Source organism: Novosphingobium sp. BL-A-41-Hi4A-0G, from assembly GCF_055521735.1.
Genome location: NZ_JBVFVU010000002.1, coordinates 410,653 through 423,728, shown reverse-complemented (window position 1 = coordinate 423,728; position 13,076 = coordinate 410,653). Strand labels below are relative to the sequence as shown.

12 protein-coding genes are annotated in these 13,076 nt (G+C 65.5%); 8 read left to right on the top strand and 4 right to left on the bottom strand.

Going from position 1 to position 13,076, the window contains the following annotated elements; translation table 11 throughout:
* Positions 1-346: 346 nt before the first annotated feature.
* On the bottom strand, positions 347-1,255 hold the full coding sequence (locus ACZ1JX_RS19625; protein ID WP_465126629.1) for an SDR family NAD(P)-dependent oxidoreductase: 909 nt from the start codon (positions 1,253-1,255) through the stop codon (positions 347-349).
* A 63-nt stretch (positions 1,256-1,318) separates the two neighbouring features.
* Positions 1,319-2,485 (bottom strand): sulfotransferase family protein, encoded by a 1,167-nt coding sequence (locus ACZ1JX_RS19620; protein ID WP_465126628.1) that lies wholly within the window; start codon positions 2,483-2,485, stop codon positions 1,319-1,321.
* A gap of 332 nt (positions 2,486-2,817) precedes the next feature.
* Here ACZ1JX_RS19620 and ACZ1JX_RS19615 point away from each other — a divergent pair, with 332 nt between their 5' ends.
* From ACZ1JX_RS19615 to ACZ1JX_RS19590, 6 genes are all read left to right on the top strand, one after another.
* Positions 2,818-3,897, top strand: coding sequence for a Rieske 2Fe-2S domain-containing protein (locus ACZ1JX_RS19615; RefSeq protein ID WP_465126627.1), 1,080 nt, complete (start codon positions 2,818-2,820; stop codon positions 3,895-3,897).
* A 15-nt stretch (positions 3,898-3,912) separates the two neighbouring features.
* Positions 3,913-4,371 (top strand): nuclear transport factor 2 family protein, encoded by a 459-nt coding sequence (locus ACZ1JX_RS19610; RefSeq protein ID WP_465126626.1) that lies wholly within the window; start codon positions 3,913-3,915, stop codon positions 4,369-4,371.
* A 144-nt stretch (positions 4,372-4,515) separates the two neighbouring features.
* Positions 4,516-5,295 (top strand): SDR family NAD(P)-dependent oxidoreductase, encoded by a 780-nt coding sequence (locus ACZ1JX_RS19605; RefSeq protein WP_465126625.1) that lies wholly within the window; start codon positions 4,516-4,518, stop codon positions 5,293-5,295.
* A 40-nt stretch (positions 5,296-5,335) separates the two neighbouring features.
* On the top strand, positions 5,336-5,905 hold the full coding sequence (locus tag ACZ1JX_RS19600; RefSeq protein WP_465126624.1) for a carboxymuconolactone decarboxylase family protein: 570 nt from the start codon (positions 5,336-5,338) through the stop codon (positions 5,903-5,905).
* Positions 5,902-6,678, top strand: a complete 777-nt coding sequence (locus ACZ1JX_RS19595; protein WP_465126623.1) for an SDR family NAD(P)-dependent oxidoreductase — start codon at positions 5,902-5,904, stop codon at positions 6,676-6,678. The genes ACZ1JX_RS19600 and ACZ1JX_RS19595 overlap by 4 nt, the downstream gene beginning before the upstream one ends.
* Positions 6,679-6,694: 16 nt before the next feature.
* On the top strand, positions 6,695-7,372 hold the full coding sequence (locus ACZ1JX_RS19590; protein ID WP_465126622.1) for an SDR family NAD(P)-dependent oxidoreductase: 678 nt from the start codon (positions 6,695-6,697) through the stop codon (positions 7,370-7,372).
* Here the strand turns inward: ACZ1JX_RS19590 and ACZ1JX_RS19585 are convergent.
* Complete coding sequence (locus tag ACZ1JX_RS19585) at positions 7,358-8,164, bottom strand: nuclear transport factor 2 family protein (RefSeq protein WP_465126621.1); 807 nt, start codon at positions 8,162-8,164, stop codon at positions 7,358-7,360. The two genes, ACZ1JX_RS19590 and ACZ1JX_RS19585, sit on opposite strands and share 15 nt — an antisense overlap.
* 90 nt (positions 8,165-8,254) lie before the next feature.
* The gene (locus ACZ1JX_RS19580; protein WP_465126620.1) at positions 8,255-9,367 is read right to left on the bottom strand and encodes a helix-turn-helix transcriptional regulator; all 1,113 of its coding nucleotides are present in this window, start codon (positions 9,365-9,367) and stop codon (positions 8,255-8,257) included.
* A 73-nt stretch (positions 9,368-9,440) separates the two neighbouring features.
* Here ACZ1JX_RS19580 and ACZ1JX_RS19575 point away from each other — a divergent pair, with 73 nt between their 5' ends.
* Entirely contained in the window at positions 9,441-10,190 is a 750-nt protein-coding gene (locus ACZ1JX_RS19575) for a 3'(2'),5'-bisphosphate nucleotidase CysQ (RefSeq protein WP_465126619.1), read from the top strand.
* A 67-nt stretch (positions 10,191-10,257) separates the two neighbouring features.
* On the top strand, positions 10,258-13,062 hold the full coding sequence (locus tag ACZ1JX_RS19570; protein ID WP_465126618.1) for a DUF3857 domain-containing protein: 2,805 nt from the start codon (positions 10,258-10,260) through the stop codon (positions 13,060-13,062).
* The last annotated feature ends 14 nt before the right edge of the window (positions 13,063-13,076 follow it).

Genomic DNA, 13,076 nt, shown 5'->3' with positions numbered 1-13,076 from the left:
GCTGGCCTTCGGCTCAGGGTCCATTTCTCCCCACGCGCCGACAGTGTCATGTTGAGAGATGGATCCTGAAACAAGTTCAGGATGACGGCGATTGGGGGAAGCGTGGCCCGTTTGAAAAGATCTTATCGTCATTCCCGCGCAGGCGGGAATCCAGCAAACGACTAGGTCGTCGCTTAGCGACGGCGTCCTTGAATGGACTGGATCCCCGCCTGCGCGGGGATGACGAGGTTCTGGCTTTAGGAATTGACGAAGAGTCAGGGCTGGAGGGGCCTTTACCCCTCCGTCAGTCCTGCGGACTGCCACCTCCCCATTTGCGCTTCGCGAAAACGGGGAGGATTTGAGGCGCTCAGCCCCCCTTCTCCATGAACACCTTTGCCCGGTCCGCCGCCCAGTTCTGCAGGGCTTCGGTGCGCAGGCGGGCGCCTTCGGGGTCGGCTTCGAGGGGGAGGACGGAATCGACGATTGCGTCGAAATGGGCGCGCAAGCCGTCTTTCGCTTCGGGGTAGGGGATGATGTAGAGTTGGTTGGCCTTGATGCCGCGCTTGACATGCTCGGCCAGTTCCACAGGGTCCATGCCGTGCTGGTGGATCGAGTGGAGCGAGGCGATCGAGTCCTCGTTTTCGACATAGCCGCTCTGGCCGAACTGGGCGGGGCGCAGGCGGCTGGCTTCGGCGATGTTGGACTTGATGTTGGCGGGGCACAGGACCGAGACGCCGATCTGGTGCTTCTCGAGGCCCTGACGGTAGCTCTCCATCAGGTTGATCACCGCCGCCTTGGCCGCCGAATAGGGCGCCGCAAGCGCGCTGCCCATGAGGCCGCCCAGGGAAGAGGTGGTGACGATGTGGCCGGGCTTGCCGCTCTTGATCATGCGCGGCACGAAAGTGACCATGCCGTTGATCACGCCGCCGAGATTGACGCCGATGATCCAGTCGAAATCGTCGTAGCTGGTGTTCTCGACCGGGCCGAAGCTGTTGACGCCTGCAGTGTTGAACAGGAGCGTGGGCGGGGCGCCGAACACGGCTTCGACCTCGTCGGCGGCGCGGGCGTAGGCGGCGCGGTCCATGATGTCGAGCACGAGGCCGTGGGCGGTGATGCCCTCGGCGCGCAGGGTGGCGAGGGCCTGCTCGATGGCATCGGCGCGGATGTCGGCAATGACGACCTTTGCGCCAGCGCGGCCAAAGACTTGCGCCTGGCCGAGGCCGGCCCCCGAGGCGCCGCCGGTGATGAACGCGATCTGGTTTGCGAAGTCTTGCACGCTGCGGCTCCTCTACCCTGTTTTGTTAGTAACACTTACAAAAGCAGGGCGGGGAGGGCAAGTCTAGTCCTTGGTGATGTAGCGCTGGCGGTAGCTGGTGAAGGCGTCGCGCACGGTGGCTTCGTCAAGGCCGAAGCGGGCCAGCGAGTAGTCGTGCATCGGGCGCTGTTCGCGCTTGTTGCCGGCCATGAATTCGGCGAGCGCGGCTTCGACCTGATCGTCCACCGGGATGCCGATGTGGGTGAGCACGCGGGTGGCCTGGGCGAGGGGTTCGCGGGCGACTTCGCGGTAGTCGATATCGATGAAGCGGTCCTCGCCGATGCGGGCGCGGGCCTCTTCGAAGCGGTGCATCCATTCGGCGAGGCGAGGGAACCAGAAAGCGCCGACCGCCTCGTCGGAATGGGTGGAATTGAGCTTGTAGAGCGCGGCTTCCATCGAGACGTAGCTGGGCACGACTTCCAATGGATCGCGGTGGGTCATGACCAGCACGGCTTGGGGGAAGGCCTTGGCGATGACTTCGGTGTAGGGCAGGTTCTGCGGGCTCTTGAGCACCCACTTGCGGCCGCGGCGCGAAGGGTCCTGCCATTGCAGGTACTTGAGGATGATCTTGAGATCCTCGTAGCCCTGCGACTGGTCGTATCCATTGAGCCATGCGGCGAAGTCGGGGACGAAAGTCATCGCCTCGACCATGGTGGTGATGAACAGCTGGCCGAGGATGATGATCTCCTCGTCCGGCGCATCGGGATCGAGCGGGTGGATCGAGGCGAGTTCGGGCGAGAGGTTGAGCCAGCCTTCGATCATCGCTTCGGCATAGGCGCGGCGGGCCTTGGGGTTGCCGGGCTCGTCACCGGGGAGCGGGGCGTAGTTCTGCGCTTCGTACCAGCGGATCGCGGTCATGCCGGGGGCGGAGGCGAGCAGGCGGTGGAAGATGGTGCTGCCGGTGCGCGGCAGGCCAAGGATGATCGCGGCGACTTCGACCTTCTCGTCGAGGATTTCGGGGTGGAGGCGGATGTCCTCGATCATGCGCAAGCGGGAGGCGAGGCCCTTGACGATGGCCTCGGTCTGACCGCCGAAGCCGGCCTCGGTGAGCCGCCCTTGCGCATTGGCGGCGGCGATGTAGCGGTCCATCGGTTCGAAGAACCAGATGTCGCCGAAGTCGGTCAGGCCGGTGCGTTCGCGCGCTGCGGCAAGCAGAGTTTCGCGGTCGAACCGGAGGGCAGTATCGGTCATTCGGTCTCTCCCGGGGTGCGTAGGAACGCGAGCGTTTCGATACGCATTTTTCGGATTGTTGCCATGAGATGGTGCAAACTGCAAACCAAAAATCGAGACGCAATCATTGGTGAATTCTCATTCAAACAATCGATTTGCGTAAGTTGTCTGACGCCTGTCAACGCAGCACGGCGCTATCGGGTCTCTTGCCCTCGGGCGAAAGGCGTGCCATCTTCGTACGGCACGGTGAGCCCGTTTGAAATTCGCAAATCGCGTATGATTCGGGTGAACGACCACTAAATGCGCTGCCGCAGCCAATCAGAAGCGGCGCACCGGTTACAGGAGTGATGCAGATGGCAACCTCGAAAGAGTATGGCCTGGGTGAGTTCGATTTCCCGCGTGGCTGGTTCATGATCGGCACCTCTGCCGACGCCACGCGCACGCCCGCGCCGATCCGCTATTTCGGCAAGGATCTGGTGATCTATCGCGGCGAGAGCGGCAAGGCCTATGTCGTTGATGCCTATTGCCCGCACATGGGCGCGCATCTGGCGAAGAACAGCACCTCCTACATCGTGCGCGATGGCGAGCATGTCGAAGGGGAATCGATCCGCTGCCCGTTCCACGGCTGGCGCTATGGCACCGATGGCGCGTGCAATCACATTCCGTACTCGGACTTCATTCCCAAGGCGGCGAAGCTTGGCACTTACCCTGTGATCGAACGCGCCGGGATCGTGTGGATGTGGCACGACCCTGAAGGGCTTGAGCCCGATGTCGAGCTGGCCAACTTCGGCGGCCACTATGGCGAGCCGGGCTGGGTGGAATGGAAGATCGACTACATGGGCGATCTGAACAGCCATGGCATCGAGATCGTCGACAACATGGCCGACTTCGGCCACTTCGTGCCGATCCACGGGGCGACCGACTGGCAGTACTTCGCCAACGAGTTCATGGGGCCGCACCTGCACCAGTACTACAGCGCAGGGCACCGCACGCTGACCGCCAATCCGGAAGACGCGCTGGTGCTCGACACCTGGTATGAAGGTCCGGGCTTCCTCCAGTCTGAAATGGCGGGCACGTTCGACAGCTTCATCATGATCGCCAACACGCCGATCGAGGACGGGGTTTCGCGCTGCTGGCACGCGCTGATGGTCAAGGTCCATGACGGCAGCCGCGAGACGACCAAGGAAGACCGCGAAATGGCGCTGGCCTATCAGGAGGGCAGCCGCCTTGCCTTTGCGCAGGACGTGGAGATCTGGGCGAACAAGCGCGCCTGCATCAACCCGCTGGCGATCCCCAAGGACGGGCCCTATGCCAAGGTGCGCCTGTGGTACCGCCAGTTCTACAATCCGCGCGGGCAAGCGCCCGAGATTCAGGACCGCGTCAACGGGCTGCATGTGACGCTCGACAAGCGGCCGGGCCAGAAGGTCGCCTGAGGGGGAGTCCGGCACGTGCTCTCGCTGCAGGAGATTTCGGACAGGATCGAAATACAGGACCTGTTCGCGCGCTACAGCTTTGCCATCGACGAGCGCAATTTCGACGCGCTCGACACGGTGTTCACGCCCGATGCGCGGATCGACTACACCGAGACGGGTGGTGCCAAGGGCACTTTGCCTGAGATCAAGGCGTGGCTGCCGGTGGCGCTCGAGCGTTTTCCAATGTTCCAGCACATGGTGGCGACGACCAAGCTGGAACTGGCAGGCGACGAGGCGCGCAGCCGGACGATCCTGTTCAACCCGATGACGCACAAGGCGGAAGACGGGACGGAACAGGTGTTCTTCATCGGGCTCTGGTATCGCGACCGGCTGGTGCGAACGGCCGATGGCTGGCGCATTGCCGAGCGCTACGAGGAGGTGGGCTGGACGCACAATGTGCCGCCGATGGGGCCGGTTCCGGAGATCGGGGCGTGAGCGCCAATGCCCACCCCCAACCCCTCCCGCCTGCGGGAGGGGGGTAAAGAGGGTGAGACCTTCCGCTCATCCTGAGCTTGTCGAAGGATGTCGCAGCGGGGTGGGCACCGGCGCATCAAAACGAAGAGATAAACGGGAGAGATCATGGGAAAGCTTGAAGGCAAGGTTGCCATCATCACCGGCGGCGGGCGCGGGATGGGGGCGGCGACGGTCCGGCGCTTCGTGGCCGAGGGTGCGAAAGTGGCGATTGCCGACGTGCTCGAAGCCGAAGGTTCGGCGCTGGCGGCAGAACTGGGCGATGCGGCGCGGTTCTACCGGCTGGACGTGACCAACGAGGAGAACTGGGCGGCGGTCGTCTCGGCGGTCGAGGCCGATCTCGGGCCGGTGAGCGTGCTGGTCAACAATGCCGGCATCCTGATGTTCAAGAGCCTGCTCGAGACGACCAAGGCCGATTACGAGCGCGTACTGGGCGTGAATCTTGTCGGCGAGTTCCTTGGCATCAAGGCGGTGGCGCCGGGGATGATTGCGCGGGGCAAGGGTTCTATCGTCAACGTCTCGTCAGTGGACGGGATGAAGGGCGCGAACAGTCTGGTTGCCTATGCCTCGTCCAAGTGGGGCGTGCGCGGGCTGACCAAGGTTGCGGCGATGGAACTGGGCCACAAGGGCGTGCGGGTGAACTCTGTCCATCCGGGCGGGGTCGATACGGTGATGTCCAACCACAATGCCGCCCCGCGCGAGGAAGTGGACAAGGGCTATGCCAACGTGCCGCTGCAGCGCATCGGCGGCCCTGAGGAAGTGGCGGCGGCCAGTGCTTTCCTGGCGAGCGACGATTCCTCCTACATGCATGGCGCGGAAATCGTGGTCGATGGCGGCATGACAGTGGGCACATACTACATGGGCTTCCCCGGCTCGCCCGGCATGTGAGGCTGCAAGAACAACCATAAGGGCAGAGGAGACAATCGCGATGGCACGGATCGACATTCCCGAGGAAGAGCAGGCCAATCCTTTCGGCTATGCGGCAAAGACGCATGCCGTGCCCATCGTCGGCGCGAGCAGCGACTTCGCTGCGGCGGTCTATCGCCATAGCGCGTTGCCCTTGCGGGTGTTCGAAGGCGCGCGGATGCGCACGGCGCAGATCAACGGCTGCATGGTGTGCAAGGACCTTCGCGCCAAGCGCGACGTGCCGCAGCTCTATAGCGTGGCGGGCGATCCGGGTCAGAAGCTGGTGACCGACAACGGCCCCGCGCCGGACGAGGTGTTCTATGAAGCGATTGCCGAGTGGCGGACCTCGCCGGTGTTCTCCGAGCGCGAGCGGCTGGCGATCGAATTTGCCGAGCGGTTCGGGACGGAGCCGCAGGCGCTGGCGGGCGACGAGGACTTCTGGGCGCGGATGAACGCTGCTTTCACTGATGCCGAGATCGTCGATCTGGCGCATTGTACGGCGGCATGGGCGGGGCTGGGCCGCGTGGCGCACGTGCTCGGGTTTGATACCGTTTGCCTTGCGGGTCTTGGGCCTAGCAAGGAAGCTGCATGAGCGTGAGCGATGAACGGCTCGGCGCGCCGGGGACCGGCGTCGTCATTACCGGCGGCGCATCGGGCATCGGCCTTGCCGCCGCCCATGCGCTGGCCGAAGTGGGCCGACCTGTGGCCTTGTGGGACATCAATGCCGAGGGCGTGACGGCGGCAGCGGCGGAGATCGCTGCGCGCCATGGCGTGACCGCAATCGGGCTGGTGGTGGACTTGCGCAATCCGCAGGCCGTTGCCCCGGCAGCGCATGAGACGCGCGCCGCGCTCGGCAGCGTGGGCGGCATCGTCCACGGCGCGGGCACGGCGGTGCAGACCGGGATCGGCGGTGTGACGCCCGAGAACTTCGATGCCGGGATGGCGCTGCACGTGCGCGCGGTGATCGAGCTGGTTCAGGCCTTCCGTGAGGACCTGAAGGCCCATGCCGGTGGGTCAGTCGTCGCCATTTCCTCGATCAATGCCTGGTTCGGCAACGGGATGATCCCGATCTATACTGCCGCCAAGGGTGCGGTGATCTCGCTGGTGCGGGCGATGGCTGACGAACTGTCGCTCGACGGCATCCGCATCAATGCGCTGAGTCCCGGCATGATCGACACGCCGATCCTTGGCGAGATGCGTGACGGGATGGCGCAGCTTTACGGCCCGCGCATCTTTCTTGGCCGGTTTGGAAAGCCGGAGGAGATCGCAACGGCGATCCGCTTCCTCTTGTCAGACGAGGCCAGCTATATCACTGCGACCGAGATCGTGGTCGATGGCGGCATCCGCCACTCGCAGCGGCCCTGAAGGAGTTTCAAGACAGATGCGTTCGGTAATCGTGACGGGCGGATTCGGCGTGCTGGGCCGCGCGGTGGCGCAAGCGTTCCGCGACAATGGTGACAGGGTGGCGCGGATCGACTTTGCGCCTTCGGCGGCAGACGCCAATCCCGGCGGGCTCGATCTTGGCGGGGTGGACCTGACCGATGCGGCGCAGGCTGCGGCGGCGGTCGAGCAGGTCAGGGCGGCGCTGGGCGGCGTGGACGTGCTCGTCAATGTTGCAGGCGGGTTTACCTGGGAGACGGTTGGCAACGAGGCGCCGGGCACCTGGGCGCGGATGTTCGCGATGAACGCGACGACTTGCGTGACGATGACGTCTGCCGCCTTGCCGCTTTTGCGCGCGGCGAAGGGTGCGGCGATCGTCAACATCGGCGCTGGTTCGGCGCTGGTCGCGGGCGCAGGGATGGGGGCCTATGCCGCGTCCAAGCAGGCCGTGCACAAACTGACCGAGAGCCTTGCCGTGGAACTGGCGGGCACCGATTGCACGGTGAACGCGGTGCTGCCAAGCGTGATCGACACGCCGGTGAATCGCGCCGACATGCCAGATGCCGACTTCTCGCAATGGGTCAGCCCGGAAGCGCTGGCCAAGGTCATCGTGTTCCTTGCCGGGCCTTCGGCGCGGGCGATCTCGGGCGCGCTGATCCCGGTCTCACGCGGGGGCTGATCCGCTCCAGATGATCGCCGCATCGCCGCTCTGGGTCTGCCAGAGCGCGTCGCGGCGGACGATGCGCCAGCATTCGCCGCGCTTTTCCCAGCGGTCGACATATTCGCCATTGCTGTCGAACACCGCTCCGCCGCTGTCGGCGGGGCGCTGGTGGCGGGCCTGGACGTAGGCGCAGCTGGTGGCTGCTGCGTGGCCGGGATCGACGGTGACGGTGATACTGCCGATCAGATGCTGGCTGGGGCCGCAGACATCGAGGAAACGGCGCATGTTGGCGGTCAGCGCCTCGAGGCCTGCCTGTTCGCCGAGGCCATAGTCGAACGTCACGTCGGTTGCGAAGACATCGGGCAGCGCGGCCCAATCCTTGCGGTCAAGTACGCGGGCGAAGCGGGCAAGGCCTTCGCGGATGGCGCGCTCAGCGAGCAGTTCGTCGATTGCGGGGGCAGGTGGTACCGACGGTGTCTCGTCGACCACGAACATGCGGGTGGCGGCGCGATCGAACACGTTTTCCTCGTCCTCGGCGATGCGGCGGGCCACTTCGGGATCAGCGGCGCGGGCGAGGAACGCGTCGTAGGTGGCGCGATCGGCGAAGCGCATTTCGGTGACGCTGTCGAAATCGATGGCGGCCACTGCGCTTTCGAACGCGCCAGCAAGGTCCACATAGTTGCGGCGGTAGTCGGTAATGCCGGGCAGCAGCGAGCGGATCAGCGGTGCGTGGCGGGTTTCGTAGTAGGCGATGAACTCTTCGCGGGTGAGCCCCGGCTTGCGGCGCAACAGCGCGATGGCCTTGATCATGCGGACTCTCCCATTCTTTGCGCAGCCATTAGAGTGCAATGCTACGCAGAATGCAAACGAGATAGTGCGAAGGCCATTGTACGCGCAAGGTCAGGCAAGGGGCGCCAATCCGCTGAGGATCTCCCTGACGAGGTCTGCCTGGCCTTGCGTGCCGGTCTTGGCGTAGATTCGCTTGGAGTAGTTGCGGGCAGTCTCGTCGGTCAGGCGCAGGGTGCGGCCGGCGTCGATGATGGTCTCGCCCCGGCTGAGCTTTTCGGCAAGCGCGGCCTCGCGGTCGGACAGGCCGTGGATGCCGCGCAGGACCTGTGCGCCTGCCCGCTCGTCCTCGCGGTGGCCGGTGCGCAGGGTGCCGATTGCCGTGGGCAAGGCGCGGGGCTCGGGCAGGGCGAGGTCCGCCTTGCGCAGGAGCAGGTGCAGGTCGCGTGACGGGTCAAGCAGGAGGACGTTGCCGCCGTCGGAGCGGCCTTCGGCAATGGCGGCGCAAGCCTGTTCGAGCGCGGACGAGACGGATGGCAGCAACTGGAGACGCCGACCGGCGCGCGGTTCGGGCGTGGTGGTGAAGGACAGGAGCTGTTCGGCCACCGGGTCAGCCGCCATGACTCGTCCGGCAGCGTCGAACGCCATCTGGCCCACGCCAAGCCGCGCCAGCGCCGATTGCGCCATGGCGGTCTGCAGGCGCTGCTGGGTGAGCGCGGCGAGCGTGCGCAGGGCGGCGGCAAGGTGCGGGCCGATGGCGGCGAGGGTGGACACGGCACCCGAGGAGAAGTCCTCGCGTTCGCGCACCAGCAGGAGCCAGGCATCGGCCGCGCCGCCGGCGGTGACGCGCAGCCAGCGGCCATAGCGAATGCCCATTTCGGCCAGCGCCCCGCGCTGGAAGGCGAGGCGCTCCGGGTTGTCGAAATCGAGCATCTCGTCGATGCCATAGACCCGGCCCGGGCGGAGCTGGCCGTAGGGGTGGAGGCCGAGGCTGTCGAGGCGACGGAAATCGAGCGGGGGCTCGTTGACCGCGCGCGGGGCCGAGACGTGGATCACGGTCGGCTCCTGCGTCGGCATGGCGCTGGCAAGAGTGATGATCAGGAAGGCGCGGCGGGCATATGTGCGCGCGACGAGATTGCGCATGAACGCGCCCCACGGCGGCGTTTCGTGCACGCCTTCGACCAGCGGCAGGAACAGCTCCTGCTGGTCACTGTGATTGAACGCCACCTTTTCCTCCCATATGGGAGCTTTGGTTTAGGGGCAGAGCGGTGAATTGCAAGCCGAGCCTGAGGGGACCAAAATGACCGATGCCGTTATGACCGATGCAGAACTTGCCGCCCACCTGGCGGACGTTGCGGGCAAGCTGCTGATCACGGTGCGCGACAGCGGGATGATGAGCCTTAAGGCGCTGGGCAAGGCGGGCGATGCGACGGCGAACCAGTTCCTCGTCCATGCCCTGCGGGAACAGCGGCCCGAAGACGGGCTGCTGTCCGAAGAGGAAAAGGACAATCTCGACCGCCTCCAGTTCTCGCGTACGTGGATCGTCGATCCGGTCGACGGGACGCGCGAATATGGCGAGGCACGGGTCGACTGGGCGGTGCATGTGGGCCTTGCGATCGATGGCGTTGCTACGGTTGGCGCGGTCGCGCTGCCGGGCGCTGGCGTTGTGCTGCGCACCGATCAGCCGCGAGTCGTTCCGCCAGCGCCGGAAACGCTGCGCATGGTGATCAGTCGCACCCGTCCGGCGCGCGAGGCAGTGGCCGTGGCCGAGGCGATCGGGGCAGAGCTGGTCCCGATGGGCAGCGCCGGGGCCAAGGCCATGGCGGTGATCCTTGGCGATGCCGACATCTATCTCCATTCGGGCGGGCAATTCGAATGGGATTCCTGCGCGCCGGTCGCCGTGGCGCTGGCACACGGGCTGCACTGCAGCCGCATCGACGGCAGTCCGCTGGTCTATAATCAGGCTGATACCTACATGCCGGACCTGCTGATCTGCCGGAAGGAACATGCCGAAATGGTGCTTTCCCGGATCGCTGTTTTGCCTGCCTAGGCCTGAACGCCGATTGCCAGCGGCCATGATCGCGGGCAGGTAAGTCCCTTGCTTTCAGGGGGTTTGCGTGGGCAGAAGATTCGCTTCGGTCATCATGGGTTTGCTTGCTACAACGGCACCCGCGCTTGCCGGGGAAGCCGTGCTCTATGGTCCCGCGCCGAAGTGGGCCGAGGTGCGCGACGCGGCAAGGATCGACACGGCATCGAACACGGCGCTTGCCCTCTATGACGTGCAGGAGCGGATCGAGGGCGAGACGCTGACGGTCTATGTCGACCAGGCCTACAAGCTTGCCAGCCCCGAATCGCTGACGCAGGGCGGCACCAGCACGGCGGCGTGGATGCCCGACAAGGGCGACCTTACGGTCCACCGCGTCGAGATCCTGCGCGCAGACAAGGTGATCGACGTGATCAAGGGCGGCGCGCGCTATCAGGTGCTGCGGCGCGAGACCGGGCTTGAACGTCGGCAGATCGACGGGCAGCTGACCGCGACGCTGGCCATTCCGGGGCTGCAAGTGGGCGACGTGCTGCGCATCGCCTACAGCCAGACCACGCGCGACAAGGCGCTGCAGGGCAAGGTGCAGATCGACACGCCGCTGCTGACGCTGCCTGTGGAAGCAGGCTTTGCCCGGACGACGGTTTCCTGGCCCGAGGGCGCAGGCGTCAAGTGGCAGGCGGGGCCTGCCGTCGGCACGGTGAGCGAGACGGTGAAGAATGGGTGGCACACGGTGAGCGTGGCGCTGCCACTGCCCAAGCGCGAGGACATGCCAGCGGGCGTGCCTTCACGCTTCACGCGCGGGCCGACGATCGAGGCGACCAACTTTGCCAGCTGGGAAGAAGTCTCGCGCGTATTCGCGCCGCTCTATGCCACGAAGGATGCCATTCCGGCGGGCAGCCAGCTGGCGGTGGAAGTGGCGAAGATCGCCGCTGTAAGCCCGGACCCGCTGACCCGCGCCGCGCTCGCCACTCGGCTGGTGCAGGATCAGGTCAGCTACCTGATGAACGGCATGTCGGGCGGAAACTACGTGCCGCAGGCGCCTGCCGAGACATGGACTTCGCGCTTTGGCGATTGCAAGGCCAAGTCGCTGCTGCTGCTTTCGTTGCTCGAAGCGCTGGGGATCAAGGCGGAGGTCGTGGCGGTCAATAGCCAGACCGGGGATGCGGTGCCGGATTCGCTGCCGATGCCCGCGGCCTTCGATCATGTGATCGTGCGGGCCGAGATCGGCGGCGTGACTTATTGGCTCGACGGGACGGCCACGGGCACACGCCTTGCCACCATCGGCGATACGCCGCCGTTCCGCCATGCCCTGCCGATTCGGGCGGAAGGGTCTGGCCTGATCGCCATTGCGCCGCGCGTGCCGGAAGTGCCGATGGTGGTGGTCAAGATGGTGATCGACCAGCGCGCCGGGGTGGACATTCCGGCGCTGGTCACGGCGACGACGACGCTTTCGGGAATGCTGGGGAGCAACCTGGGTGCGGCGCTCGGGCAGGCCAGTGCCGAGCAGAAGAAGCAGATGATCGACGCCTTTGCCGGGTCGATGTTCGGCACGCTTTCAAAGAACGGCGGGCTGGTGACCGACGGCAGCATGACGTTCGATCCGGAGACGGGAACGGCCACTGCTGTTGTCAAAGGCATCGTCACGACCCAGTTCGTCTCCCGCGATGGCACCAAGCGGATGGATATGGGGGCGCTTTCGAGTGCCAATCTCTCGCTCGATTACGACCGCAGCCGCGCGGCGTGGAAGGCGCTGCCGGTCGATCTCGGAGCAGCGCGACGCACGCGCGAAGACGTGGAAGTGCTGCTTCCGGCGGACGAGCCGGGATACAAGCCCGGCGGCAAGGCGGATTATGAGGCGAGCTTTGCCGGGACGACGGTCGTCCGCAAGGGCCTGCTCGACGGCGCGCGGTTCGTGGTGAGCGAGGAGCATTCGGCACTGGGCGGGGAACTGGCTGCGGCGGACATACCGGCCGAGAAAGCCAAGGCGCTGCGGCTGCGCAATACCGTCCCGTTCCTTATCGCTCCGGTGACTGCAGCGCGGGCTTGGCGCTATCAGGCCCCGGCCTACTGTGCGCGGATCGCGCCGGTCGAGGAAGCTTATGCGCTTGCCATCGCCCGCGATCCGGCGGCGGAGCAGGGTACGGCGCTGGTGGCGCGGGCCAGCTTCCGCGCCGGGACCTATGACCTGAAGGGTGCCATTGCCGATTACGACAAGGCCATCACGCTGGGCCCTGATGCCGGCAACCACGTGCGGCGCGGCTATCTCAAGAAGCAGCTGGCGATGACCGAGGCTGCGATTGCCGACCTGCGCGAGGCGTTGAAGCTTTCGCCTTCGATCGATACCGCGCTGCCTCTGGCCGACCTGCTGGGCTTTGCCGGAAAGACCGACGAGGCGCTGGACCTGCTGACCGAGTACGACGACATGGGCGACGAGCATACTTCGGTCGTCCAGATCCGTGCCGATGTGCTGGCGCGTAGCGGCAAGGTGGCCGAGGGCCTCAAGGAAATCGACGGACTGATCGACGAGAAGCCGGGCGATACCTCGTTGCTCAACGCCTCGTGCTGGTACCGGGCGCGGTTCCGCGTGGGCATCGAGGGGATGATGGATGTGTGCAACCAGGCGGTGGAGCGCGCCTCCAACGCTTCTGCCGTGCTCGACAGCCGGGCGATGGCATGGATCGCGAAGGGCAATCTGGCCAATGCACTGGTCGATGCCGAGGCCGCGCTGAAGCTTTCGCCTGGGCAGGTCTCGACCCAGTACGTTCGGGCATGGGTGGCCAATGGTCTGGGCAAGCCCGAGGCCAAGGCTGACCTTGCCTATTTCCGCAAGGTCATGCCCGGGCTGGTCGAGGAATATGCGCGCTACGGATTGAAGTAGCGCGCGGCCTTCGC

What these genes read in the sequence shown, in the direction of transcription:
- ACZ1JX_RS19600 (WP_465126624.1), top strand. Translation starts at nt 5,336, where the DNA reads ATGGCACGGATCGACATTCCCGAGGAAGAGCAGGCCAATCCTTTCGGC.
- ACZ1JX_RS19595 (WP_465126623.1), top strand. Translation starts at nt 5,902, where the DNA reads ATGAGCGTGAGCGATGAACGGCTCGGCGCGCCGGGGACCGGCGTCGTC.
- ACZ1JX_RS19615 (WP_465126627.1), top strand. Translation starts at nt 2,818, where the DNA reads ATGGCAACCTCGAAAGAGTATGGCCTGGGTGAGTTCGATTTCCCGCGT.
- ACZ1JX_RS19590 (WP_465126622.1), top strand. Translation starts at nt 6,695, where the DNA reads ATGCGTTCGGTAATCGTGACGGGCGGATTCGGCGTGCTGGGCCGCGCG.
- ACZ1JX_RS19575 (WP_465126619.1), top strand. Translation starts at nt 9,441, where the DNA reads ATGACCGATGCCGTTATGACCGATGCAGAACTTGCCGCCCACCTGGCG.
- ACZ1JX_RS19620 (WP_465126628.1), bottom strand. Translation starts at nt 2,485, where the DNA reads ATGACCGATACTGCCCTCCGGTTCGACCGCGAAACTCTGCTTGCCGCA.
- ACZ1JX_RS19585 (WP_465126621.1), bottom strand. Translation starts at nt 8,164, where the DNA reads ATGATCAAGGCCATCGCGCTGTTGCGCCGCAAGCCGGGGCTCACCCGC.
- ACZ1JX_RS19605 (WP_465126625.1), top strand. Translation starts at nt 4,516, where the DNA reads ATGGGAAAGCTTGAAGGCAAGGTTGCCATCATCACCGGCGGCGGGCGC.